Origin of the sequence: Streptomyces sp. TRM68367 (assembly GCF_014495685.1) — a bacterium.
GTDB lineage: Bacteria > Actinomycetota > Actinomycetes > Streptomycetales > Streptomycetaceae > Streptomyces.
Map to the genome: position 1 here is coordinate 60,804 of NZ_JACTVI010000030.1, position 23,435 is coordinate 84,238.

The 23,435-nt window shown below is 72.0% G+C and carries 24 protein-coding genes and 1 pseudogene; 13 read left to right on the plus strand and 12 right to left on the minus strand.

Annotation, left to right across the window (positions count from 1 at the left end; all coding sequences use genetic code 11):
* Positions 1 to 9: 9 nt before the first annotated feature.
* Together H8R17_RS20635 and H8R17_RS20640 are read right to left on the minus strand one after the other, a co-directional pair.
* Entirely contained in the window at positions 10 to 219 is a 210-nt protein-coding gene (locus H8R17_RS20635) for a DUF397 domain-containing protein (protein ID WP_187824687.1), read from the minus strand.
* Complete coding sequence (locus H8R17_RS20640) at positions 216 to 1,094, minus strand: helix-turn-helix transcriptional regulator (protein ID WP_187824709.1); 879 nt, start codon at positions 1,092 to 1,094, stop codon at positions 216 to 218. The genes H8R17_RS20635 and H8R17_RS20640 overlap by 4 nt, the downstream gene beginning before the upstream one ends.
* A 156-nt stretch (positions 1,095 to 1,250) precedes the next feature.
* Here H8R17_RS20640 and H8R17_RS20645 point away from each other — a divergent pair, with 156 nt between their 5' ends.
* The gene (locus tag H8R17_RS20645; RefSeq protein ID WP_187824688.1) at positions 1,251 to 1,691 is read left to right on the plus strand and encodes an anti-sigma regulatory factor; all 441 of its coding nucleotides are present in this window, start codon (positions 1,251 to 1,253) and stop codon (positions 1,689 to 1,691) included.
* An 82-nt stretch (positions 1,692 to 1,773) separates the two neighbouring features.
* The gene (locus tag H8R17_RS20650; RefSeq protein WP_187824710.1) at positions 1,774 to 2,682 is read left to right on the plus strand and encodes a hypothetical protein; all 909 of its coding nucleotides are present in this window, start codon (positions 1,774 to 1,776) and stop codon (positions 2,680 to 2,682) included.
* A gap of 20 nt (positions 2,683 to 2,702) precedes the next feature.
* Here H8R17_RS20650 and H8R17_RS20655 read toward each other — a convergent pair whose 3' ends face one another.
* Positions 2,703 to 3,629 carry a DUF3027 domain-containing protein gene (locus H8R17_RS20655; RefSeq protein ID WP_187824689.1) on the minus strand — a complete coding sequence of 309 codons (927 nt, stop codon included), beginning with the start codon at positions 3,627 to 3,629 and terminating at the stop codon, positions 2,703 to 2,705.
* A gap of 308 nt (positions 3,630 to 3,937) precedes the next feature.
* Between H8R17_RS20655 and H8R17_RS20660 the strand changes: the two genes are divergently transcribed.
* The 4 genes from H8R17_RS20660 to H8R17_RS20675 all read left to right on the plus strand — a co-directional run bounded on the left by H8R17_RS20660 (position 3,938) and on the right by H8R17_RS20675 (position 7,503).
* Entirely contained in the window at positions 3,938 to 5,344 is a 1,407-nt protein-coding gene (locus H8R17_RS20660) for an MFS transporter (protein ID WP_187824690.1), read from the plus strand.
* Positions 5,345 to 5,418: 74 nt separating this feature from the next.
* Positions 5,419 to 5,916 (plus strand): DUF2771 domain-containing protein, encoded by a 498-nt coding sequence (locus H8R17_RS20665; RefSeq protein WP_223125282.1) that lies wholly within the window; start codon positions 5,419 to 5,421, stop codon positions 5,914 to 5,916.
* On the plus strand, positions 5,886 to 6,638 hold the full coding sequence (locus H8R17_RS20670) for a futalosine hydrolase (protein ID WP_187824691.1): 753 nt from the start codon (positions 5,886 to 5,888) through the stop codon (positions 6,636 to 6,638). The genes H8R17_RS20665 and H8R17_RS20670 overlap by 31 nt, the downstream gene beginning before the upstream one ends.
* Positions 6,628 to 7,503: a 1,4-dihydroxy-6-naphthoate synthase gene (locus H8R17_RS20675; RefSeq protein WP_187824692.1), complete on the plus strand. Its 876-nt coding sequence runs from the start codon at positions 6,628 to 6,630 to the stop codon at positions 7,501 to 7,503. Before H8R17_RS20670 ends, H8R17_RS20675 begins: the two co-directional genes overlap by 11 nt.
* Before the next feature lie 9 nt (positions 7,504 to 7,512).
* Here the strand turns inward: H8R17_RS20675 and H8R17_RS48720 are convergent, their stop codons facing one another.
* On the minus strand, positions 7,513 to 7,896 hold the full coding sequence (locus H8R17_RS48720) for a cold-shock protein (protein ID WP_187824693.1): 384 nt from the start codon (positions 7,894 to 7,896) through the stop codon (positions 7,513 to 7,515).
* Positions 7,897 to 8,059: 163 nt separating this feature from the next.
* On the opposite strand from H8R17_RS48720, the gene H8R17_RS20685 reads away from it, so the two are divergent.
* Positions 8,060 to 8,311 (plus strand): hypothetical protein, encoded by a 252-nt coding sequence (locus tag H8R17_RS20685; RefSeq protein WP_187824694.1) that lies wholly within the window; start codon positions 8,060 to 8,062, stop codon positions 8,309 to 8,311.
* Here the strand turns inward: H8R17_RS20685 and H8R17_RS20690 are convergent.
* Positions 8,287 to 8,931, minus strand: a complete 645-nt coding sequence (locus H8R17_RS20690) for an HAD family hydrolase (protein ID WP_187824695.1) — start codon at positions 8,929 to 8,931, stop codon at positions 8,287 to 8,289. The genes H8R17_RS20685 and H8R17_RS20690 overlap by 25 nt on opposite strands.
* A gap of 144 nt (positions 8,932 to 9,075) precedes the next feature.
* The gene (locus H8R17_RS20695) at positions 9,076 to 10,122 is read right to left on the minus strand and encodes an HAAS signaling domain-containing protein (RefSeq protein WP_187824696.1); all 1,047 of its coding nucleotides are present in this window, start codon (positions 10,120 to 10,122) and stop codon (positions 9,076 to 9,078) included.
* 94 nt (positions 10,123 to 10,216) lie between these two features.
* Here H8R17_RS20695 and H8R17_RS20700 point away from each other — a divergent pair, with 94 nt between their 5' ends.
* Complete coding sequence (locus tag H8R17_RS20700) at positions 10,217 to 12,799, plus strand: helicase-associated domain-containing protein (RefSeq protein ID WP_187824697.1); 2,583 nt, start codon at positions 10,217 to 10,219, stop codon at positions 12,797 to 12,799.
* Positions 12,800 to 13,165: 366 nt separating this feature from the next.
* Positions 13,166 to 14,806: a DNA repair helicase XPB gene (locus H8R17_RS20705; RefSeq protein ID WP_187824698.1), complete on the plus strand. Its 1,641-nt coding sequence runs from the start codon at positions 13,166 to 13,168 to the stop codon at positions 14,804 to 14,806.
* A 28-nt stretch (positions 14,807 to 14,834) separates the two neighbouring features.
* Here H8R17_RS20705 and H8R17_RS20710 read toward each other — a convergent pair whose 3' ends face one another.
* Positions 14,835 to 15,017 (minus strand): hypothetical protein, encoded by a 183-nt coding sequence (locus H8R17_RS20710; protein ID WP_187824699.1) that lies wholly within the window; start codon positions 15,015 to 15,017, stop codon positions 14,835 to 14,837.
* Between the two features lie 264 nt (positions 15,018 to 15,281).
* Here H8R17_RS20710 and H8R17_RS20715 point away from each other — a divergent pair, with 264 nt between their 5' ends.
* Positions 15,282 to 17,393 (plus strand): UvrD-helicase domain-containing protein, encoded by a 2,112-nt coding sequence (locus H8R17_RS20715; RefSeq protein WP_187824712.1) that lies wholly within the window; start codon positions 15,282 to 15,284, stop codon positions 17,391 to 17,393.
* Positions 17,394 to 17,650: 257 nt separating this feature from the next.
* Here H8R17_RS20715 and H8R17_RS47065 read toward each other — a convergent pair.
* A pseudogene (locus H8R17_RS47065) lies at positions 17,651 to 17,808 on the minus strand (copper homeostasis protein CutC); the annotation flags it as partial.
* Between the two features lie 87 nt (positions 17,809 to 17,895).
* Positions 17,896 to 18,579, minus strand: coding sequence for a maleylpyruvate isomerase family mycothiol-dependent enzyme (locus H8R17_RS20720; protein ID WP_187824700.1), 684 nt, complete (start codon positions 18,577 to 18,579; stop codon positions 17,896 to 17,898).
* A 98-nt stretch (positions 18,580 to 18,677) separates the two neighbouring features.
* Here H8R17_RS20720 and H8R17_RS20725 point away from each other — a divergent pair, with 98 nt between their 5' ends.
* A complete protein-coding gene (locus tag H8R17_RS20725; protein WP_187824701.1) occupies positions 18,678 to 19,370 on the plus strand; it encodes a hypothetical protein in 693 nt (230 codons plus the stop codon).
* Positions 19,371 to 19,983: 613 nt separating this feature from the next.
* On the opposite strand, the gene H8R17_RS20735 is transcribed toward H8R17_RS20725, so the two are convergent.
* Positions 19,984 to 20,250: a DUF4031 domain-containing protein gene (locus tag H8R17_RS20735; protein ID WP_187824702.1), complete on the minus strand. Its 267-nt coding sequence runs from the start codon at positions 20,248 to 20,250 to the stop codon at positions 19,984 to 19,986.
* Between the two features lie 67 nt (positions 20,251 to 20,317).
* Positions 20,318 to 20,710, minus strand: coding sequence for a hypothetical protein (locus H8R17_RS20740; protein WP_187824703.1), 393 nt, complete (start codon positions 20,708 to 20,710; stop codon positions 20,318 to 20,320).
* 55 nt (positions 20,711 to 20,765) lie between these two features.
* Between H8R17_RS20740 and H8R17_RS20745 the strand changes: the two genes are divergently transcribed.
* Positions 20,766 to 21,659 carry a MurR/RpiR family transcriptional regulator gene (locus H8R17_RS20745; protein ID WP_187824704.1) on the plus strand — a complete coding sequence of 298 codons (894 nt, stop codon included), beginning with the start codon at positions 20,766 to 20,768 and terminating at the stop codon, positions 21,657 to 21,659.
* Positions 21,660 to 21,703: 44 nt separating this feature from the next.
* Entirely contained in the window at positions 21,704 to 22,639 is a 936-nt protein-coding gene (gene murQ / locus H8R17_RS20750; protein ID WP_187824705.1) for an N-acetylmuramic acid 6-phosphate etherase, read from the plus strand.
* Positions 22,640 to 22,651: 12 nt separating this feature from the next.
* On the opposite strand, the gene H8R17_RS20755 is transcribed toward murQ, so the two are convergent.
* On the minus strand, positions 22,652 to 23,314 hold the full coding sequence (locus tag H8R17_RS20755) for a class I SAM-dependent methyltransferase (protein WP_316959469.1): 663 nt from the start codon (positions 23,312 to 23,314) through the stop codon (positions 22,652 to 22,654).
* Positions 23,315 to 23,435 lie beyond the last annotated feature (121 nt).

The following is a 23,435-nucleotide window of genomic DNA, read 5'->3' on the forward strand; positions in this document are numbered from 1 at the left end:
GTGCGGTGATCAGTCCTTGCGGGCGTATGAAACGAAGTCCGACCAGGCGGCCGACGTAAGGGCGAGCCGGGCGCCCTCGACGTTCTTGGAGTCGCGGACGTGCACAGTGCCGGGCGCGATGGCGACCTCAACGCAGTCGTTCGGGTTGCTGCTGTCGCTGTAGCTGCTCTTGAACCACACCAGATCGGAAGCGTCCCCGGCGGATGCCTTGCGGATCATGTCTCTCCCAGCAGTTGCTCGATGAAGGCCAGTGACTCCCGTGCGGTCAGAGCCTCCGCCCGGATGATGCCATAGCGCAGTTCAAGGATCCGCAGCTGCTTCGGATCGGCGACGGGACGGCCGCTGAACTCGTCATCCATGCGACCGACTGCCGTGCCGTCCCCGAACTTCAGCACCTGGATCCTCCCTCCCGTACCAGGATGGTCCCAGCGGTCCATCGGCATCACCTGGATTTCGACGTTCCGCAACTGGGCCAGCTCCAGCAGGTGTTCGAGCTGCCTGCGCATCACCATCCTGCCCCCGACCGGGCGCTTCAGCGTCACCTCTTCCAGGACAAAGCTGAGTTCGGGCGCAGGTGAGCGCTGGAAGATCTTCTTCCGGGCCATGCGCCCGGCCACCGTCCGCTCCAGTTGGTCCTCCGGGAGTGCGGGCCGCCACGTCCTCAGGAGTGCCCACGCGAACTCCTCCGTCTGAAGCAGGCCATGCAGGTTGTGGTTGCCGTACGAGAGCAGTTCGACCGCCTTGGCCTCCATCTTCTCCAGCTCCCGAACCTTCTTCGGGTACCGGACGTTCTTCACGTCCTCCCAAGCGGCGGCGATGAGCCCGCCCGCCTCCAAGACCTCGTCGGCCTTGTCCAGGTACTCCTGGCGAGGAATCCGCTTGCCACCCTCAATCTTGTAGACCATGTCCTCGCCGTACCCGACAACCTTGCCGAAGTCGGCGGCCCGCATCCCTACGGCCTCCCTCCGCAGCTTCAGCTGACGCCCGACGGTGGTGATGACCGCGACACCCCACTCGTCGTCCGGATCCACCTCCCACCCCGGCTCGTCCGCCTCACTCTTGAGCCGCCCCGCATCTGCCTCGACCGTCGTCATGCCGTACCCCTCCGTCGTACCGCCGTAGTGCACCCGCGCCCTACCCACACACCCCACCCCGACAGCCCGGACACCACCGGACAACCTCCGGACAGTGACCGTACGCACCCGCAGAGTCACTTTTCACATTACGCACGCAGCGCCACTCTGAGTGACGTGATCCAGAAATCCGCCGAACTCACCACCCCCATCCGCAACTTCGCGGTCCAGCTGTCGCCGACACCCCGTGGCGCCCGCCTCGCCCGCCTGCTGGCCACCGAGCAACTCCGCTCCTGGGGCCTGCCCTTGGACCCGGCGGAGCACATCGTGGCCGAACTGGCCACCAACGCGGCGACCCACGGCCGCGCCCCGGGCCGGGACTTTCGGCTCCTGCTCTACGTCGTCGCCGAAACCCTCCGTATCGAGGTGACCGACACCCGCGACGACCACCTGCCGACACCCCAGGCCCCGCTCCCAGATGCCGACTCCGGCCGAGGCCTCCTCATCGTCGGCACTCTGGCCGACCGCTGGGGAGTCGCCCCCGGCCCATCCCCACGCAAGACCGTCTGGGCCGAGTGCGCCCTCCCACCCACGACACCACCTCACCCACGAGAGTGAACATCGCCAACTCAGCTGGATTCGGAAACAGTTGCATATGACGGTGGTCTGGTCCATGACCAACGAAAGGACCGAAACGCCCATGGTCAGCTCGCCCCATGAGGCGATGCACCGCATCTTCCAGGATCATCCAGGGCTCTTCTCCCAGGTATCCGAGGTGCTGGGCATCGATTTCGCCCCGCCCACCTCGGTGACCGTCCTGCCCAACGACCTCACCGAAGCCGCCCCGCTGGAACGCCGCGTCGACACACTGCTACGGCTGGAGACGGAGGGCGACGAGCCGTTACTCCTCGCGGTCGAGGCGCAACGAGGGAAGGACCCGGACAAGCCGGCGAGCTGGCTGTACTACGCCTCGTATCTGCTCACGAAGTACCGGCTGCAGCCGATGCTGCTGGTCGTCTGCCAGGACCGCGCCACCGCGGAGTGGGCCGCGCGCCCGGTCCGCTTCGGCCCTCCCCAGTGGCCCCTGCTCACCCTGCGCCCGCTGGTCGCGGGACCGAACAACATGCCGGTGATCACCGACCCGGCCGAGGTCCGCAAGGACCTCGCGCTAGCCACGCTGTCCGCCATCACTCACGCCACTGATCCGGGCATCGGGGCCATACTCAAAGCAATGACCAACGTCCTGCGGGACGAACCCGAAGACCTTGCCAACACGATCGTCGAACTCATCGCACAAGGCCTGGGCAAGCACCCGGCCGGAGAGATCTGGAGGAAACTGGTGGCCGTGGACCTCTCTTTCTACAAGTCACCCCTCTCCCAGGAAATCCGCGAGGAAGGCCGGGAGGAAGGCAGGGAAGAAGGCCGGGCCGAGGGTCAGACGCAGCGGGCCGCCGAGGACGTCCTGGAGGTCCTGGAGGTACGTGGCCTCAACGTCCCCGAAGCGGTCCGCGAGCGCATCACCGACTGCGACGACCCCGAGACCCTGCGCCGCTGGCACCGGCGCGCCGTGACCGCCGCCGCAGCCGAAGAGATCTTCACGGACGAGTAGTCCCGTCGGCGACCGGCCCCCTACGAGTGCCCCAGCTCCGCCGACGACTCGTCCTCCACTATCGGGACCGAGCCCGAGTCGGAGGCGGGGCGGAGGGGGAAGGGGTCGACTCTGGTCTCGTCGATGACCGGCGGGGCCGGCTGGGGCGGCTTCGGCATGACCGCGGCTTCCGAGTGGCCGCCGCAGCCGTAGGACAGGGACACCACGTGGCCGTCCGCCGGCGAGAACTCGTTCGCGCAGACGCCGAAGGCCTGGCCCAGGGAGCCGCCCATGGGGACCAGGAAGCCGCAGGTGACGCAGGACGCGGGGGCCGCCTGGGCCATGGGGGTCTTGGAGCCGTGGGACTCGTCCCAGCGGTCGGCCGCGGTGTGCAGGCCGTAGCGGGACAGGACCCGGGCCCGGCGCATGCCCAGTTCCTCGGCGAGCGCGCTGACCGAGCCTCGGGAGGGGGTGCCCGGGAGCCGCGCCGGGGGCCCTGCCGTCACCTCCGCGTCCTCGGCCTCCACCAGGTCGGTCATCTCGGCGGAGACGGCGGAGTTCGGGGGCGGTTCCTCCTCGCCCGAGTAACCCGGCTCCAGGCGGAGGTCCTCCGCGTCGGTGGGAAGGAGGTCACCCGGACCCATGTCCCCGGGACGCAGGCGCTCGCTCCACGGCACCCACTCGGGGGCCAGCAGCGCGTTCGGGCCGGGAAGAAGGGCCGCCTCGTCCACCGTGACGATCTTCGCGCGCGACGCGCGGGCCACCGTCACCGCCCAGCGCCAGCCGCGGTACCCGAGCTCCTTGCACTCGAAGAAGTGCGTGACAACGCGGTCCCCCTCGGAGACCAGCCCCGCGTGCTCCCCGACGACCCCGGGCGCGGCGGCCTCCTCGGCTGCGGCGCGGGCGAGGTCGACGGCCTCGGCGCACAGACGGTCAGGGGTGCGGCTTCGCGTTGTCGCTGCGCTCACAGGTATCGCTTCTCTCCATACGCCGTCTCACGAGTGCACCGCTCCCAGCGGAGGCGGACGGAGCGGACCGGAGGACCGCGTCTTACGTCCGCGCCCTCGCGCTCGGGCGCACCTCTGTCATCCATTCTGCGGGATGGCTGAGATACGCACGCTACCCTTCCGCTGCGCCTTGCGTACACCTACGGGTCTGTTCGCCGCTTCGCGGCGGATGTCTCCCACTCGCCCATACGACTCCCGCTGCTGCAAAGAGCACGCCCATACGCGCGGTAACGGCACTATCGGCACCTCTGTCGGGGCACTATGACGACGTGGGAGCCGCGAAGACGCCCCCCGGCACCAAGGGGAGCAACCGACGCAGCGGTCCGGGCCGGGCGCACGGCTCGCTCCGCGCGGTCGCCCGCGCCCTGCACCTCCCGGTGACCGGCACCGCCCGCGGCATCCGCCGGGCGACACACGCGCACGGCGCCGGCGAGTCCGGGCTCGGCAAGCTGATCGAGCTGCACGGCGTGAACGGCGCCGGCGATGTCATGATCACCATCGCGCTCGCCTCCACCGTGTTCTTCTCGGTGCCCACGGACGAGGCGCGCGGACGCGTCGCCCTCTACCTCGGCGTCACCATGGCGCCCTTCACGCTCCTCGCCCCCGTGATCGGCCCCCTCCTCGACCGCCTCCCGCACGGCCGCCGCGCCGCCATGGCCGGCGCGATGCTCGCGCGGGCGATGCTCGCCCTCGTGCTGTCGGGCGCCGTGATCACCGGCAGCATCGAGCTGTATCCGGCCGCGCTCGGCGTGCTCGTCTCGTCCAAGGCGTACGGGGTGGTGCGCAGTGCCGTCGTGCCGCGGCTGCTCCCTCCGAAGTTCTCCCTGGTGAAGGCCAACTCGCGGGTCACGCTCGGCGGGCTGCTCGCCACCGGGATCGCCGCGCCGGTCGGCATCGGGTTGCAGCAGGTCGGGCCGCGCTGGCCGCTGTACGGCGCGTTTGTGATCTTCATGGCGGGGATGTTCCTGTCCTTCACCCTGCCGTCGAAGGTGGACTCGGCCAAGGGCGAGGACACGGCCCTGCTGGCGGCGGACGAGCAGCATCTGCACGGGCCGCACCTCAAGCCGGTCAAGCGGCCGGGGCTGCGCACCGTCGGCATCGCCGTCACGCACGCGCTGGGCGCCAACGCCGCGATCCGCTGCCTGTCCGGCTTCCTGATCTTCTTCCTGGCGTTCCTGCTGCGCGAGCACCCGATGACCGGGCAGAGCGCGGCCGTCTCGCTGGGCATGGTGGCCGTTTCGGCGGGGGCGGGCAACGCGCTGGGTACGGCGGTGGGGGCGTGGCTCAGATCGCGGGCGCCGGAGATCATCATCGTGACGGTGGTGGCGTTCGTGACGGGCGCGGCGATCACGGCGGCGGTGTTCTTCGGCACAGTCCTGATCGCCGGCCTGGCCGCGATCGCCGGGTTCGCGCAGGCGCTGGCCAAGCTGTCCCTGGACGCGTTGATCCAGCGGGACGTGCCCGAGCTGGTCCGCACGTCGGCGTTCGCCCGCTCCGAGACGCTGCTGCAGATGGCCTGGGTGCTCGGCGGGGCGATCGGCATCGTGCTGCCGCTCAACGGCACGCTCGGCCTGATGGTGGGCGCCGGCATCGTCGCCACCGGCTGGCTGACCACCCTGCGGGGGCTGCTCGGCTCGGCCCGGAGCGGCGGCACGGCCCGGCCGCGGGTGGCGTAACCAGGCGTAACGAACAGGGCACGCCGTACCCCCCACGTGGGGGGACCCTCCCGCGTGCCCGATAGCCTTCGGCCATGACCAGGTTGCCCCGCGGCGAAGCCGCTCATGGATACCGCGCCGTGCGACGCCGCCGCGCCGTCGCCGCCGCCGGTGCCGTTTCCGCCGGACTGCTCGTCCTGTCCGCCTGTGACAAGCCGACGCCGATGGCCACCGTCACCGTGGGCCGCGACTCGGTGCACACCGAGGCGACCTGCGGCGGCGAGGGCAAGACCCTGTCGTCCGCCCAGCTCACGGAGTGCCTGAAGGACAAGGACATCAAGACCATCTCGGTCGACCCGGACGACACCGTGCGCTTCGGCGTCGACCCGGAGATCGCCGACAAGGGCTGGACGATCATGCTGAACGGCCAGCCGCTGTCCGACCCGAGCAACAAGACCTACCGCTCGGTGGGCGGCTACGTGTTCTTCAACTCCCAGTACGGCGCGCAGGGCAACTCGACCCTGGTGTCCATCAGGGAGGGCAAGCAGGACACGACGGGTCTGTGGTCGTTCCGGCTGAAGAAGGACTCCTGACCGCGTCCGCCCCGCGCATCCTCGTGGCCACCGCGGTCCCCGCCGAGCGGGACGCGGTGGCCGGGGTGTTCCCAGGGCAGGTGCAGGAGACACCCCGGCCCGGGGTGACACTGCACCAGGTGCCCGGCGGCTGCTACGACCTCCTCGCCGCCGGTGTCGGCCCCGCCCTCGCCGCCGCCTCCACCGCCGCCGCGCTGACCGCCACCGCGCTCGACGGCCGCCCCTACGGCCTCGTCATCTCCGCCGGAATCGCCGGCGGCTTCCTCCCCGCGGCACCCGTCGGCTCCCTCGTCCTCGCCGACGAGATCACCGCCGCCGACCTGGGCGCCGAGACCCCCGACGGCTTCCTGCCGGTCACCGCCCTCGGCTTCGGCACCGCCACCCACCGCCCGCCCCCGGCGCTCGTACGCCGGTCCGCGACCGCCATCGGCGCCCGCACCGGCGCCGTCCTCACCGTCTCCACGGTCACCGGAACCGCCGAGCGTGCCGCCGACCTGCGCGAACGCCACCCCACCGCCCTCGCCGAGGCCATGGAGGGCTTCGGTGTCGCCGAGGCCGCCGCCGCGCACGGCGTGCCCGTGCTGGAACTGCGCGCGGTCTCCAATCCGGTCGGCCCGCGCGACCGCGCCGCCTGGCGCATCGGCGAGGCACTCACGGCGCTGACCGAGGGCTTCGGGAAGCTCGCCCCCGTACTGGAGAGTTGGAACCCGCATGACCAGTGAACCCGTGCAGCCCCCGCAGCCCTTGCGGTCCCTGCGGATCGCGTACTCGCCCTGCCCGAACGACACCTTCGTCTTCGACGCCATCGCCCACGGCCGGATCCCCGGCGCGCCCGCGCTCGACGTCACCTTCGCCGACATCGACATCACCAACGGCATGGCCGAGCGCGGCGAGTTGGACGTACTGAAGGTGTCGTACGCCGTGCTGCCGTACGTCCTGGACGACTACGCGCTGCTGCCCTGCGGGGGCGCGCTGGGCAGGGGCTGCGGGCCGCTGGTGCTCACGCGTGAGCCGGGCGTCGACCTGACCGGCCGTACGGTCGCGGTGCCCAGCGAGAAGTCGACGGCGTATCTGCTGTTCCGGCTGTGGGCGGCGGACACGCTGCCGGGGCGGGTCGGCGAGATCGTGGTCATGCCGTTCCACGAGATCATGCCGGCCGTGCGGGACGGGAAGGTCGACGCGGGGCTCGTCATCCACGAGGCGCGGTTCACGTACCAGAGCTACGGCCTGCACAAGCTCGCGGACATGGGCGAGCACTGGGAGTACACCACCGGGCTGCCGATCCCGCTCGGCGCGATCATCGCCCGGCGGTCGCTGGGCCCCGCCGAGCTGCGGCGGCTCGCCGACGCGGTCCGGGCGTCCGTACGGGCCGCCTGGGACGACCCCGAGGCGTCCCGCCCGTACGTCATGGCGCACGCCCAGGAGATGGACCCGGCCGTCGCCGACCAGCACATCGGGCTGTACGTCAACGAGTTCACCGCCGGCCTCGGCGAGGACGGGTACGCGGCCGTGCGGGGGCTGCTCACACGTGCGGCGGCCGAGGGGCTGGTGCCGCCCCTCGGCCCGAACGCGCTGGACTTCCCCTAGAAGGCGGGTTTATACGTCGAGCTGGTCGGCGACCGCCCGCAGCAGGCCGGCGATCTTCTTGCCGGAGGTCCGGTCGGGGTAGCGGCCCTTCTCCAGCATCGGCGTGATGTTCTCCAGGAGGGTCGTCAGGTCCTGGACGATGGAGGCCAGCTCATCGGGCTTCTTGCGCTGGGCGGCGGCCAGCGACGGGGCCGGGTCCAGAAGAGTGAGCGACAGCGCCTGGTCGCCGCGCTGTCCGGCGACGACCCCGAACTCCACCCGTTGTCCCGGCTTGAGCGTCTCGACTCCGGCGGGGAGGACCGAGGAATGGACGAAGACGTCACCGCCGTCGTCGCGGGAGAGAAAGCCGAAGCCCTTCTCGCTGTTGAACCACTTGACCTTGCCGGTAGGCACGTCTGTCCTCGTCCTCGTACTCGTCGGAAAACTGCTTCGGAAACGGCTCTTGATAGCACTCGGGCGGGCCGCCTCGACCCGCCGGTTCCAAGGCTAATGGTCTTCGGGCCGGTGACAAGACGTCACCCGGCTGTTCCCTCGCGCTGGGAACTACCCTGGTCCGGTGCGTGACAAAACCCAAACGAATTCCGCCGCGCCCGGTGACCGTCTGATCCGCATCGGTGCGATCGTGTTCTTCCTCGGTGCCGTGGCCACTCTCGTCACCGTGGCCCCGCTGCTGCTGGGGACGACGCCCTTTCCGGCGTACATGTTCGGATTGAGCATGCTCATGGCCGTCGGATTCCTGCTTGCCGGTGCGGGCGTTCTGCGCGCGGTGGCGGCGGGGAGGCGTCAGGCGCGGGGCGCTTCGCAGTAGGTCGAAAACCAGCGCGGGAATTCGGTGAGGTCGGCGAGTACGACGTCGGCGCCGGCGGTCCGCAGTTCCCCGGCATCGCACGGCCCGGTCGCCACGGCCACCGACATGGCGCCGGCCGTACGCGCACCGCGCACGTCCCCCACGTGGTCGCCGACATAGACACTCGCGCCGTGCTCCCGGAGCGCCTGAGCCTTCTGCTCGGCCCACAGGTCACCGATGACGGCATCCGGCTCGATGCCGAGGTGGGCCAGGTGCAGCTTGGCGTTGGGCTCGTACTTGGCGGTGACGACGATCGCCCGTCCGCCGGCCTCCCGTACGGCCGCGATCGCCTCGCGGGCGCCGCGCATCGCGGGTGTCGCGGCGATGGCGATCGTCGGGTACATCTCCCGGTACAGATCGGCCACCTCCGCTACCTCCTCCGCCGGGAACCAGTTGATCAGCTCCTCGGCGAGCGGCGGCCCCAGCCGGGTGACCGCCAGATCGGCGTCGATGTACGCCCCCGTCCGCTCCGAGAGCGCCTGATAGCAGGCACGGATGCCGGGCCGGGAGTCGATGAGGGTCATGTCGAGATCAAAACCGACGGTCAGCGAGGCAGGGGTCGTCAAGGCCATATGGGCCATCGTGCCCAGGGGGTGGTACGGGGAGACACGGGGCCGGTGTGACGCTCGTCCCGTCGGCTGGCGGCAGGGGCCGTATTGCCGCGCGCCCGGCGTCGGTGCGGGCCGGTGGGGTATACGCGCAGCGGCCCGCAGGCCGGGATCCCGTCAGCGTTGTTTCTGGGAGCGCCAGACCAGAAACAGGGCCGAGGCGACGGCGGCGCCGCGGACCACCCAGGGCCAGGTTTCCGATACGGCGGTGTTCATCTGGCCCTCCGCGACGCGGGCGCCCCAGCCTTTCTCGGTGCGGCCCCAGAGCCAGACCAGGCCGGCGGTGATCGCGAGGCCGGGGATGACGAAGACCGCGCCCTTCTTCTCGGCCTGGGTCAGGCGGCGGGAGGTGTAGGCGATGACCCAGCCGAAGAGGAGCGCGAACCAGTTGCCGATCACCGCACCGGCGACCAGCAGAGCGGCCGCGAGCAGGAGGAGGGGGTTGTTCCAGCCGCCGGCCGGGCGGGCGGGGAGGGGGACGAAGCGACGCCGGCGCCTGGGCGCGGGCTCGGTCTCTTCGGGCTCCTCGGTCTTCGCCGGTTCCTCGGCCTTCTCCACGGCCGCCGCCGGCACCGCGTCCTTCGGCGGCGGAGGCCTGAGCAGTTCCGGGATCTCCACACCGCCGACGAAACCGGGCACATCGTCGCCGACCCCGAACGGACTGGTGTCCACCCGCCACCAGTCGGGCTGCGCGTCCCCCAGCTCGTACTCACCGGCCTGGTGCGGGGAGGAGGGCATGTCGGAGGGGGCAGGGTCCGGCGACTCGACGGGACGCGACGCGGGCCGCGGGCGCGGTACGACCCGCCGCAGCACACCTCTCGCCCGGCCGCCGTCGTCGTCCTGCTCCGGATGGAACAGCTGCTCCCGGTCCCGTTGCACAGGCACGGGCGCGGCCGGCGGCCGCGACGCACCGCCGCCGTCCGAACCACCGCCGGCACGGTCCGAGGCGGCGGCGACGATCTCGTCCGGACTGCCGAGCCGGTTCAGGATGCGGCGTACGGCGGCCGGCGAGTCCACCGCGGCCTTGGCCCGCCGCCGGTCGATCTCCTCGCGCAGCTCGGCGACCAGACGCATGCGGGCGGCAGACGAAAGCTGCCGCTGCTGCGCCACGTCCCCGACGCGGCTCAGATACTCGTAGACGACCTGGTCACTCTCAATCCCCACGAAGTCCCCTCCGGGGCTGGTGCGTTGCGAACAGCGTAGCCAACGCGCCCGGACGCCGCCCCCACCGTCACGCCCACCCGCTACCGTTGACCGGATGAGCACCGAGGACAAGCCCGCGGCGCCCCGGTCCCTCGCGGAGGCGCTTCGCGTGCGGGACGACGCTTCGCTGGGCGCGCTGCTGCGCAGCCGTCCGGATCTCATCACGCCCGTGCCGACCGACCTCACGCAGCTCGCGACCCGGGCCGGTACCCGGGCCTCGGTGGTGCGGGCGCTGGAGCGGCTGGACCGGTTCGCGCTGCAGACGGCTCAGGCGCTGGCGGTGGCGGGCGATCCGGCGCCGTACGAGGAACTGCTGGGGCTGATGGCGGGGGACGAGCGGGATCCCGCCGTCACCGCCGCCCTGCCGCGTGCGCTCGGTACGCTGCGCGAACAGGCGCTGGTGTGGGGCGGCGACGACCGGTTGCGGCTGCTGCGCACGGCCCGTGAGCTGCTCGCGCCCTCGCCGCAGCACCCCTCGCCGACCGGCCTCGGCCCGGCCGTGCAGGAGGCGACGGCGGGCAGGTCGCCGGGGCGCATCCAGGAAATCGTGACGGCGGCGGGGCTGACCTCGACGCACGACTCGGTGTCCGCCGTGACCGCCCTCACCGGCCTGTTCAGCGACCGCAAGCGGATGGCGGCGCTGCTCGACGAGGCCCCGGCCGACTCCCTCGACGTACTGGACCGCCTGGTGTGGGGGCCGCCGTACGGCCAGGTCACCCCCGATCCCGCGCCCCGCCTGCGCTGGCTGCTGGACCGCGGGCTGCTGCTGCCCACCGCGCCCGGCACGGTCGTCCTGCCGCGCGAGGTCGCCCTGCATCTGCGCGGCGGCCGGGCACACCGCACGCCGGAGCCGGTGCCGCCCGCCGTGCAGGCCGCGGCCACCCACCGTCCACAGGTTGTGGACGGCACCGCGGCCGGGCAGGCGCAGTCGGCGCTGGCGACCGTCGAGGAACTGCTGAAGGACTGGGACGAGGGCGGACCGACGGTGCTGCGGGCCGGCGGGCTGAGCGTGCGGGACCTGAAGCGGACCGCTGTAGCCCTGGACGTGCCCGAACCGGTCGCCGCGTTCTGGGCGGAGCTGGCGTACGCCGTCGGCCTGCTGGCCTCCGACGGCGAGGCCGACGAGCGGTACGCGGTGACCCCGGCGTACGACGAGTGGCGCGAGCAGCCCCCCGCCGAGCGCTGGGCCCGCCTCGCGGCGACCTGGCTGACGGCGACCCGTACGCCGGGGCTGGTCGGCGGCCGGGACGCGAAGGACCGCACGCTGTCCGCGCTGGGCCCGGGCCTGGACCGCTCCGCGGCACCCGAGGTACGGCACCGGGTGCTGACCCTGCTCGCTGCCCTGCCGGAGGGCAGCGCCCCGGACCCCGAGTCGGTCCTGGCCCGCCTGCGCTGGGAACGCCCACCGCGCGGCAAGCAGCCCCGCGACGACGACCTGCGCGCCCGCCTGGCCCGCTGGACCCTGACCGAGGCGGAACTACTGGGCATCACGGGCCGAGGCGCACTCTCGGCACACGGCCGGGCACTACTGGGCCCACACGTCCCGGCACCGGCACCGGCACCGGCACCGGCACCGGCACCGGCACCACACGAGGCCGATCCCGACGGCCCCGGCGACAAACTCCCCGTCCACCACCGCCACGCCCACCACACCGCTCCCCTCGCCCCGCTCTCCCCCGCCGAGCAGGCCACCGCCTGTGCCGCGGCCGTGCGGCTGCTCGAGCCGCTGTTGCCGGAGCCGTTGGATCACGTGCTGCTCCAGGCCGATCTGACGGCGGTCGCGCCGGGGCCGTTGCAGCGGCCGCTGGCGGATCTGCTGGGGGTGCTCGCGGAGGTGGAGTCGAAGGGCGGGGCGACGGTGTACCGGTTCACGCCGGCCTCGGTACGGCGCGCGCTGGACGCCGGTCAGTCCGCCTCCGACCTGCACGCCTTCCTCGCCGCGCACTCCCGTTCGCCGGTCCCGCAGCCGCTGACGTATCTCATCGACGACGTGGCCCGCCGGCACGGGCACCTGCGCGTCGGCGCGGCGTCCGCGTACGTGCGCTGCGACGACGACGCCCTGCTGAACGAGATCCTCGCCGACAAGCGCTCCGCCGGACTCCGGCTGCGCCGCCTCGCCCCGACCGTGCTGGCCGCGCAGGCCGACCCGGCGGCCCTGCTGGACGGCCTGCGCGCGATGGGCTTCGCACCGGCCGCCGAGTCGGCGGAGGGCGACGTACTCGTCACCCGCGCCGACGCCCACCGCACCCCGCCGCGCACGGCCCCGGAGCCGGTCCCGGACGGCCCGCCCGTCCCCGACGACACCCTGCTGGCCGCGGCGATCCGCGCCATCCGCGCCGGCGACCTCGCCTCCACGGCCCCCCGCAAACCCGCCCGGGAGGCCCCCGCCGAGGGCGGCGACCTGCCGCGCACCAGCTCCGCCGAGGCCCTCGCCACCATGCAGGCCGCCGTCCTGACCGGCGAGTCCCTGTGGATCGGCTACGTCAACGCCGAGGGCGCCGCCGGCCAGCGCGTCATCGCCCCGATCCGCGTCGAGGGCGGCTTCGTCACGGCGTTCGACCACACAGCGGACGAGGTACGGACGTACCCGCTGCACCGCATCACGGGGGTCGCGGAGCTGGCCGACGGCCGACCGTGAAGCGGACGTCACGCGGGGCTCCGGGGTCACTCACGCGGGTGTACGTCCGCGTTCATGCGCGACACGCCGGAGGCTTCCCACCCATGAGGGAGGTTCGGCGGTCTGCTGCATTCGGGTGGGGGCGGGCGGGCAGCCACCGGGTGTCCTGATCGAGCCCGAGGTGCCCCGGAGGGAGCTCGGGCGAGTGCAGCAGAAAGGAAGGGAGAAGTCGTCTCGTCCGTTTCACGCGATAGGCGAACATAGATAGCGGCGCGCATCCCCGGCGCGCTGGCCGGTACGCCCTTCCGGCGCCGGGCACGGGGCATGGCCCGAGCCGTGGCAGGTGTTGTGTCTGCCACGGTGACGATCCTATCTGCGGAGGTATGCGTGTCCTGCCTAATCGTCCAGTCCGACAAGACCCTGCTCCTGGAGGTCGACCACGAGCAGGCCGACGACTGCCGGCGGGCCATTGCGCCGTTCGCCGAACTGGAGCGGGCGCCGGAGCACATCCACACCTACCGGGTGACGCCGCTGGGCCTGTGGAACGCGCGCGCGGCCGGGCACGACGCCGAGCAGGTCGTCGACGCGCTGGTGCAGTACAGCCGCTACCCCGTGCCGCACGCGCTGCTCGTCGACGTCGCCGAGACGATGGACCGCTACGGCCGCCTCAGCCTGCTCAAGCACCCGGCGCACGGCCTCGTGCTCACCTCCACCGACCGGCCGGTGCTGGAGGAGGTGCTGCGCTCGAAGCGGATCGCGCCGCTGGTCGGCGCCCGCATCGACCCGGACACGGTGGCCGTGCACCCCTCGGAGCGCGGGCAGATCAAGCAGGTGCTGCTGAAGCTGGGCTGGCCGGCCGAGGACCTCGCCGGGTACGTCGACGGCGAGGCGCACGCGATCGGGCTGCGCGAGGAGGGCTGGAAGCTCCGGCCGTACCAGAAGCAGGCCGTGGAGAACTTCTGGCACGGCGGGTCCGGGGTCGTCGTCCTGCCCTGCGGGGCCGGGAAGACGCTGGTCGGCGCCGGGGCCATGGCGCAGGCGCAGTCCACCACCCTCGTCCTCGTCACGAACACCGTGTCGGCCCGGCAGTGGAAGCACGAGCTGGTGCGGCGGACGTCGCTGACCGAGGACGAGATCGGCGAGTACAGCGGGACGAAGAAGGAGATCCGGCCGGTCACCATCGCCACGTACCAGGTGCTGACGACCAGGCGGAAGGGCATCTACCCCCACCTTGAGCTGTTCGACTCCCGGGACTGGGGGCTGATCGTCTACGACGAGGTCCACCTGCTGCCGGCGCCGGTGTTCAAGTTCACGGCCGATCTTCAGGCCCGGCGGCGGCTCGGGCTGACCGCGACGCTGGTGCGGGAGGACGGGCGCGAGTCCGACGTCTTCTCACTCATCGGGCCCAAGCGGTTCGACGCGCCGTGGAAGGAGATCGAGGCGCAGGGCTACATCGCGCCCGCCGACTGCGTGGAAGTACGGGTGAACCTCACGGACGCCGAGCGGCTCGCGTACGCCACGGCCGAGACGGAGGAGAAGTACCGCTTCTGCGCGACGACAGACACCAAGCGGAAGGTCACGGAGGCGATCGTCCGCCGTTTCGCGGGGCAGCAGATCCTCGTCATCGGGCAGTACATCGACCAGCTGGACGAGCTGGGGGAGCATCTCAACGCGCCGGTGATCAAGGGGGAGACGTCCAACGCCCAGCGGGAGAAGCTCTTCGACGCCTTCCGGGAGGGCGAGATCAGCGTGCTGGTGGTCTCGAAGGTCGCGAACTTCTCGATCGACCTGCCGGAGGCGACGGTCGCCGTCCAGGTGTCGGGCACCTTCGGGTCACGGCAGGAGGAGGCGCAGCGGCTGGGGCGGGTGCTGCGGCCCAAGGCCGACGGCCACCAGGCGCACTTCTACTCCGTCGTGGCCCGCGACACCCTCGACCAGGACTTCGCCGCGCACCGCCAGCGCTTCCTGGCGGAACAGGGGTACGCGTACCGGATCATGGACGCGGACGAGATCCTCGCGGAGAGCTGAGCCACCGCGCCGGGGGGACCTTCGGGCCTCACTTGCGGCGGACGACGCCCGCCTCCGCACCGTACTCACCGAGGATGATCACGTCGAAGGCCGCGCCCGCGAACACCCTGACGGCGTGCAGGGCTTCGCCGAGGGGGTGGCGGTGACTGCCCTGGAGCACGGAGGCTCCGGAGGGCCCGGCAGGGGCTGGGTGGATGGTTGCTGCGCTCATGTCTCCATGGTGCGTTCACGGGCGTAAGGAGGGCATCGGTCTGCGGGGCGAACCTGCGTACTCCGCTGGTACACCTACAGGCCGACGCCTTACCCCCAGGGAGGAGGGGCGCGTCCCCTAGGGGATGAGAAAACCGTTGGCTCCCTCCTGCCGCGCTCACCTAGAATCTCCGCTTCTCCCGCCTCCCTCACGGAAGCGCCGCCGCCCGGACGGAAACCGGCCGGCATCTCTCTCGCAGCCACCCAGCAGGCCCCGGAGGCACCCCTGTCCGCGTCCACGCACGTCGCCGACTCCTTGCCCGATCCGCTCTCCCGCGAGCGTTCCCACCCGTCGCCCGACCACCACCCCTCATCGACGGCGCTTCGCGCCGAACGTGATCATCTGGCCGCGTCCCGCGCGGCTCTGCGGGGCATGCGCGAGGACGTCGAGGCCCTCGACATCAGCGACGTCACCGCCAACTGGGTCAACGCCGCGGTCCTTGAGCACCAGATCGAGCTGCGTATCAAGGCGCTGGCCGACCTGAGCGGCACCCCGCTGTTCTTCGGCCGCCTCGACTACCTGCAGACGCCCGGCACGCAGGAGACGGAGGGGCCGGAAGGCGAACGTTTCTACATCGGGCGGCGGCACGTCCACGACGCCGACGGCGACCCGATGGTGATCGACTGGCGTGCGCCGGTCTCGCAGCCGTTCTACCGGGCGTCCAAGAAGGACCCGATGGACATCGCGCTGCGCCGCCGCTTCGGCTACACGGGCGGCGACCTCACGGCGTTCGAGGACGAGCACCTGTCCGACCCCGCCGAGGCGGCCAGGGCGAGCAAGCTGCTCCAGCATGAGATCGAGCGGCCGCGCGTGGGCCCGATGCGCGACATCGTGGCCACCATCCAGCCCGAGCAGGACGAGATCGTACGGTCCGGACTGAGCGGCACCCTGTGCGTGCAGGGCGGCCCCGGCACCGGGAAGACGGCCGTCGGCCTGCACCGCGTCGCCTACCTGCTGTACGCCCACCGCGAGCGGCTCGCCCGCACCGGCACGCTGGTCATCGGGCCGAACCGGTCCTTCCTGCACTACATCGAGCAAGTCCTGCCCGCGCTCGGTGAGTTGACGGTCAGACAGGCCACCGTCGACGACCTGGTGGCCCACGTGGAGGTGCGCGGCACGGACGACGCCGCGGCGGCGCTCGTCAAGGGGGACGCGAGGATGGCCCGGGTGCTGCGCCGGGCCGTGTACGCGCACGTGAGCATGCCGGCCGAGCCGGTCGTCGTGGTACGCGGCTCGCGCCGCTGGCGGGTGCCGGCGTACGAACTGGAGGACATCGTCCGCGAGTTGCTCGACCGCGACATCCGGTACGGCGCCGCCCGCGACGCCCTGCCGCAGCGCATCGCGCATGCCGTGCTGGTGCAGATGGAGCGGTCCGGTGAGGCGCCGGACGACCGGGTGCAGGACGCGGTCGCGCGGGGCAGTGCGGTGAAGGCGGCGGTGAAGGCGGTCTGGCCGCAGGTGGACCCCGCGAAGCTCGTGCTGCGCCTGCTGTCGGACGCGGACTTCCTGGCCGTGCACGCGGAGGGGGTCCTCAGCGCGGAGGAGCAGAAGGCGATCCTGTGGGCGAGACCGGCTCGGTCGGTGAAGTCGGCCAAGTGGTCGCCGGCGGACGCGGTGCTGATCGATGAGGCGACGGACATCGTCGAGCGCACGCCGTCCCTCGGGCACGTGGTGCTCGACGAGGCGCAGGACCTCTCCCCCATGCAGTACCGGGCGGTCGGCCGCCGCTGCACGACCGGCTCCGCGACCGTCCTCGGCGACCTGGCGCAGGGCACCACGCCGTGGGCGACGCGGAGCTGGCCGGAGGCGCTGGCCCACCTCGGCAAGCCGGACGCGGTGATCGAGGAGTTGACGGCCGGTTTCCGCGTCCCGACGGACGTCATCACGTACGCCTCCCGCCTGCTCCCGCACATCGCACCCGGCCTGACTCCCGTGGCGTCGGTCCGCGAGAACCCGGGCTTCTTCGACCTCCGCCGCATCACTGATGCGACCGAAGTCGTGCGGGCCTGCCAGGAGTTGCTGCACCACGAGGGCTCCCTCGGCCTGATCGCCGCCGACCCCCGCATCCCCGCCCTCACCGAGGCCCTCACCGAGGCCGGCCTCACCCACCTCACCCCCGGCGACGAGACGACCCCCGAAACCCGTCTGACCCTGGTTCCGGCCTCACTCGCCAAGGGCCTGGAGTACGACTACGTCGTCCTGGACGAACCCCAGGCCGTGGTAGACGCAGAACCCGACGAACGCACGGGCCTACGCCGCCTCTACGTAGCCCTGACCCGAGCAGTCTCAGGCCTGACCGTGACCCACACGGCCCCGCTGCCGCCTCAGTTGTCCTGAACTGCGCTGGGGGAGGCACGACCGCCCGCAGCCACGCAGGCCTGACGACGGCGCGCAACCGCATCCGCAGTCCGCGGGCATGCGTGCCGCCTGGGGCGGCACGGGTGGGCGCGGGCGGCACCCCGTCAGCGCCGGGCTGCGCATCCACCTCCCGGTCCGCACCAACGCCGGGCAACCCGCAAACGCAGGCCGGCCGGCGCAGTCACCCAACGGCACCCCCACCAGCGCGGGCGAGCGAAAGCCACCCGCGGCCGCCATCAGCCAACGCACGTGTCCAGCGCCTCCCGCCACACCCCCACCGCACCCGCAGACACCACCGCACCCCACCCCTCCGGCCGAGCCGCCCCGCCAATGTGAAACGCGTCCACCCGGCACCCCGAAGCACCGGCACATGCTCCAGCCGCAGCCCCCACCCACCAACACAGGTCTAGGCCAATCCAGCCTACGCCCGCCGCCCCGGAGATCCCGTCACCACAACGGCCCGGACCCGCCGACCGCCCGGTCACCGCCCGAAGATGTTCAGCTCCTCCACCTGCGCCCCGGCCAGTTCGTACGACGCCCCGCCCGCCGACCGCCCCGCGTACAGCCGTACGAGCGTCGCGGCGTCCCCGATGTACCGCGCCGGCGGGCGCCGCCCCCCGCTCACGTCCCCCAACCGCAGCGGCTCGTCCAGATCGTCGAGGTCGGCGTGCAGCGGCACGCGCCCCTCCTCACGGGTCACGTGGGCGAGCAGCATGAGCGCATACGGCAGCCCTGCCCCGCCGTACGCCCCCGGCTCACCGAACGCCTCGCGCACGTCCCCGGCGTGCACCCACTCCCCCAGCGCGATCTTGTCCAGCACACCGCCCGCCTCGGCGATCACCGCCCCGGCCTCGGTCATCCCGCGCTCCAGCTCGTCCACGACCTGCGCGTTCGTCCAGCCCGCCCGCGCGGCGATGTCACGGTCGTTGGACTCGGGCGAGAACACGCCCTCCTCGAAGCGGCTCTCCACCACCCGCGTCAACGCGGCCGAGCAGTGCGCCAGCACATCCCGTACGGTCCACCCCGGACACGCGGCGGCAGGCCGCGCGAAGTCCTCCTCCGCCCTGGCCCGCAGCAGCGGAACCAGCGCGTCCCGCTCGATGGTCAGAAGCCGCCCGGGCAGCTCGGGGTCCCGTACGTCGTGCACATCCGCTGGAGTCGTCATGCACTCCACGCTAGGGCCGCGCGGCGGCTCAGGGGAGAACGCGGGCCCGCGGAACACCGGAGAAGCACGGGAAGGGCGAGAGGCAGGACAATGACGCCATGCCCGATCTCGACGCCCTGCGCACCCGCTTCGCCCGCGCCCTGGAAGGAGCCCGAGGGCCCGTCACCGAGCCCGTAACCGACACCGGCACCGGCACCGGCACCGGCACGGCGTCGTACCCCGACCCCATCCCCTACGCCGACAACCTCCTCACCCGCTGGCAGGAGCCGCAGCGCCGCTACCACACGCTCACCCACCTCACCGCCGTCCTCGACCACATCGACTTCCTGGCGCAGTACGCGGACGACCCGGACGTCGTACGCCTGGCCGCCTGGTTCCACGACGCGGTCTACCTGCCCGAACGGTCGACGAACGAGGAACGCTCCGCCCGCCTCGCCGAACGCGCCCTCCCCGAGGCCGGCGTCCCCGACGGCAAGACCGCCGAGGTCGCCCGGCTGGTCCGCCTCACCATCACCCACGACCCGGCCGACGACGACCCCGACGGCCAGGTGCTGTGCGACGCGGACCTGGCGATCCTCGCCTCGCCGCCGTCCGCGTACGCCGCCTACACCGCCGCCGTCCGCGAGGAGTACCACTTCGTCCCCAGCGACGCCTTCCGCACCGGCCGCGCCACGATCCTGCGCCAACTCCTCGCCCTGCCGGCCTTGTTCCACACCCCGTACGGCCACGCCGAGTGGGAGCCGACGGCCCGCTACAACCTCCGGTCGGAACTGGAACTGCTGGGTGCCTGAGGGCCGTTGTGGCGGTCTCGGGGGAACCTCTCGTCACCGCCGTCGCCGGAGCCGCTCTCGCCATACCGGCCGTACCGGCCGGAGCCGCCACCCCGCACGGCAACGGATCCGGCACCGCCTCTCCGCTCGGCGGACACGCGCACCGCACGGTCACCACGCCCGCCGGTGACACCTTCCGGCTGCGGCTGGCCGCCGGCCCGGCCGTGCTGCCGTCCTCCGGCGGCACGGTGCACGTCGCCGGCACCGGATACAACCGCGCCCAGGGCATCTTCCTGGCGTTCTGCGCCATCCCGAAGGGCGTAGAGGTCGGCGACCCGTCGACGTACACCTCCCTGCCCGGCCCCTGCCTGCCCGGCCGCGAGAACCAGGACGGCTCCTCGCGCCGGATCACCGACAGCGCCACGGGCACGCCGGGGATCACGATCCCGTACCAGGAGGGCGGCTCGTTCCTCACCACCCTGCAGAACGTGCGGCCGAGATCGCCGACGGCGTGGTCTGCGACAAGACCGTCCGGTGCGCGGTCGTCACGCGCGCCGACTTCACCAACACCAGCGACCGGAGGTACGACCTGTACATCCCGGTCCACTTCACGGAGGGCAAGTAGCGAAGCCGACTACGGCGCCCGTCTCTTCGGCCGCCGCAGCCCCGCCCCGTACAGCAGCCGCACCACCTCGCGGCTGCTGACCTCGACCGCCCCCGCCCGCACCACGTCCGCGTACCGGTGGGCGGGGATGTCGTAGTGGTCCCGCTCGAAGGCGCGCCGCGGCACGCCCAGCCGCTCGGCGAAGGCGTGCAGTTCGTCGTACGAGACGTCGCTGACGAGGTGGGACCACATCCGGCCGTGGCCGGGCCAGGCCGGCGGGTCGATGTAGATCGTCACGAGGTCCTCACGCCGCCGACGGCCAAGGCCTTCACTGCCTTCACTGCCTTCACTGCCTTCACTGCCTTCACGACGAGGGCATCCCGCCGGTGGCGTTCCCCAGCGCACCCACCGCCGCGACCTTCACGCTCGCCTTGTGGCACACCCAGTGCGGATCGGGGCCCAGTTCCGGCTCGACGTCCAGCGCGTGCGGATCGCCCGAGCCGCACACCGGGCACAGCGGCCAGCGGCCGTACCGCTCCAGCAGCGCGTCCTGCACGTCCTGCGCGACCAGCCCCGCCACGAACTCCGCGCCCTCCGGCCACTGTTCGACCCACCATCTGCGCTGTACGACGGAGTCCTCCACCAGGGACACGACGTCCGCCTCGGCTACGTCGCTCGAGATCAGGTCGGCGAGCACGAGGGCACGGGCCGCGTGCAGGGCCTGTTCCAGGGGGCTGACGGGGTCGGGGGCGTCCATGCCTCCATTGTGCGCACTGTTGACCACGTCACCGAACCAAAAATATCTTTCAGGTGTGACCCGTCAAGTGAAGGAAACTTTCGCGACCGCGCCCGCCGCCCTCGCGGCCAAGGTGCGCACGCTGGCCCCGTCGATGACCCGCTCCATGCAGCGGGTCGCCGAGGCCGTCGCGAGCGACCCGGCCGGCTGCGCCGCCCTCACGGTCACCGGTCTGGCCGAACGCACCGGCACCAGCGAGGCCACCGTCGTACGCACCGCCCGCCTGCTGGGCTATCCGGGCTACCGCGACCTGCGGTTGGCCCTCGCCGGGCTCGCCGCGCACCAGCAGTCCGGGCGCGCGCCCGCGATCACCACGGACATCGCCGTGGACGACCCGATCGCGGACGTGGTGGCGAAACTCGCCTACGACGAGCAGCAGACCCTCGCCGACACCGCGGCCGGTCTCGACACCGTGCAACTCGGTGCGGCGGTCACGGCGGTGGTGGGGGCGCGCCGCACCGACGTGTACGGCGTCGGGGCGTCCGGGCTCGTCGCCCAGGACCTCACGCAGAAGCTGCTGCGGATAGGGCTGATAGCGCACGCCCACAGCGATCCGCACCTCGCCGTGACCAACGCGGTGCAGCTGCGGGCGGGGGATGTCGCCATCGCCATCACGCACTCCGGGTCGACCGGGGATGTCATCGAGCCGTTGCGGGTCGCGTTCGAGCGGGGGGCCACGACGGTGGCGGTGACGGGGCGGCCGGACAGTGCGGTGACGCAGTATGCGGATCATGTGCTGACCACGTCCACCGCGAGGGAGAGCGAGCTGCGGCCGGCGGCGATGTCGTCGCGGACCAGTCAGCTGCTTGTGGTGGACTGCCTGTTCGTGGGAGTTGCGCAGCGGACGTATGAGAGGGCGGCGCCGGCGCTCTCGGCGTCTTATGAAGCGTTGGCTCATCGGCACCGATAGACCGTAGGGCTGGACTCGTCGGCCTGCATTGGAAAGACACCCCTATGACCTCCACGTCTGATTCCCGGGACCTCAGGGCTGAGTTGGAGTCCCTGACCACCGAGGCGTTTCGGCCTGAGCTGTCTGATATCGATCGGTTGGCCACGCTCGACATCACGCGGTTGATGAATGGTGAGGACGCGACTGTGGCGGGGGCCGTCGCGGTGCGGTTGCCGGAGATCGCCGGGGCCATTGATGCCGTGGTCGAGCAGATGGGGCGCGGTGGGCGGCTGATCTATGCGGGGGCCGGTACGGCGGGGCGGCTCGGGGTGTTGGATGCCTCCGAGTGTCCGCCGACGTTCAACACCGATCCGGCGCAGGTCGTGGGGCTGATCGCGGGTGGGCCGGAGGCGATGGTCACCTCGGTGGAGGGGGCGGAGGATTCCGCCGAGTTGGCCAGGGCGGATCTGGATGCCCTGGCTGTGACCGCCGACGACACGGTGGTCGGTGTGTCGGCCTCCGGTCGTACGCCGTATGCCCTCGGGGCCGTCGCGCACGCCCGTGCGCTGGGTGCTCTGACCGTCGGTCTGGCCTGCAACGCCGGCAGTGCGCTGGCCGCCTCCGCCGAGCACGGGATCGAGATCGTCGTCGGGCCCGAGCTGATCACCGGGTCCACCCGGCTGAAGGCCGGCACCGCGCAGAAGCTGGTGCTCAACATGCTCTCGACGATCACGATGATCCGGCTGGGCAAGACGTACGGGAATCTGATGGTCGACGTGCGTGCGTCGAACGAGAAACTGCGTGCCCGGTCCCGGCGTATCGTCGCCCTGGCCACCGGTGCCGGGGACGAGGAGATCGAGCGGGCGCTGGCGGCCACGGACGGTGAGGTGAAGAACGCGATCCTGGTCATCCTGGCCGATGTGGACGGGCCGATGGCCGCGCGTCTGCTGGAGGAGGCCGGGGGGCGTCTGCGGGTCGCGCTGGCCGCGGTGACCGGCTGAGCGTGGGCCCTGTCAGGGGCGGGTCTGCGTGATCCGCCACAGGCGGCGCGGCAGTTCGCCCTCCTCGAAGGCGTGCACCTCGTCCAGTCGCCAGCCCTCGGCGAGGGCGTCGACCAGCGCGCGGGAGAAGAAGTGGACGGCGAAACCGCCGTGCTCCCAGATGTCGTCGCCGTGGCCCGTCCCGGTGCCGTGGTGCGCGTCGCCGGTGTGACGGACGGTGTAGAGGAAGACGCCGCCGGGGCGCAGTACCCGGCGCACCTCCGCCACCAGGGCGTGGATCTGCCGAGTCGGCAGGGCCATGCACAGCAGCATGTGCGCGAAGACGGCGTCGACGCGGGCGTCGGGAAGGGGAAGGGGCTCGCGTACGTCGTGCTCGGTGCAGGTGACCCGGTCCGCCACGCCCTGTGCGCGGGCCGTCGTCCGGAGCTGCTCCAGGGCCACCGGGCTGAAGTCGGTGGCGTGCACGGCGAAGCCCTCACGGGCGAAGTACAGCGCGTCCCGGCCGTGCCCGGCGCCCAGCTCCAGCACGTCCGCCGCACCGGCGGCGCGGAAGATCCGGACGGCGTGCGCGGCGGGCGCGGACGGCCGCGCGCCGTACATGCCGGGGTGTTCGGTGTACGTCCGCTGCCAGTGCGCCCGCTGCTCGTCCCCGAGGTCCTGCTGTCCATCCGTCACGGCCCCGACCTCCCGCTCTCGTCCGCTGGCCAGCTTGAAGTGCTCTCCTCCCTTCGCAAGCTCAGGAAGGAGATTCCGCCCTACCTTGCGGTGGGAGGCTTGACGCGGCGAGCGCGCCTGA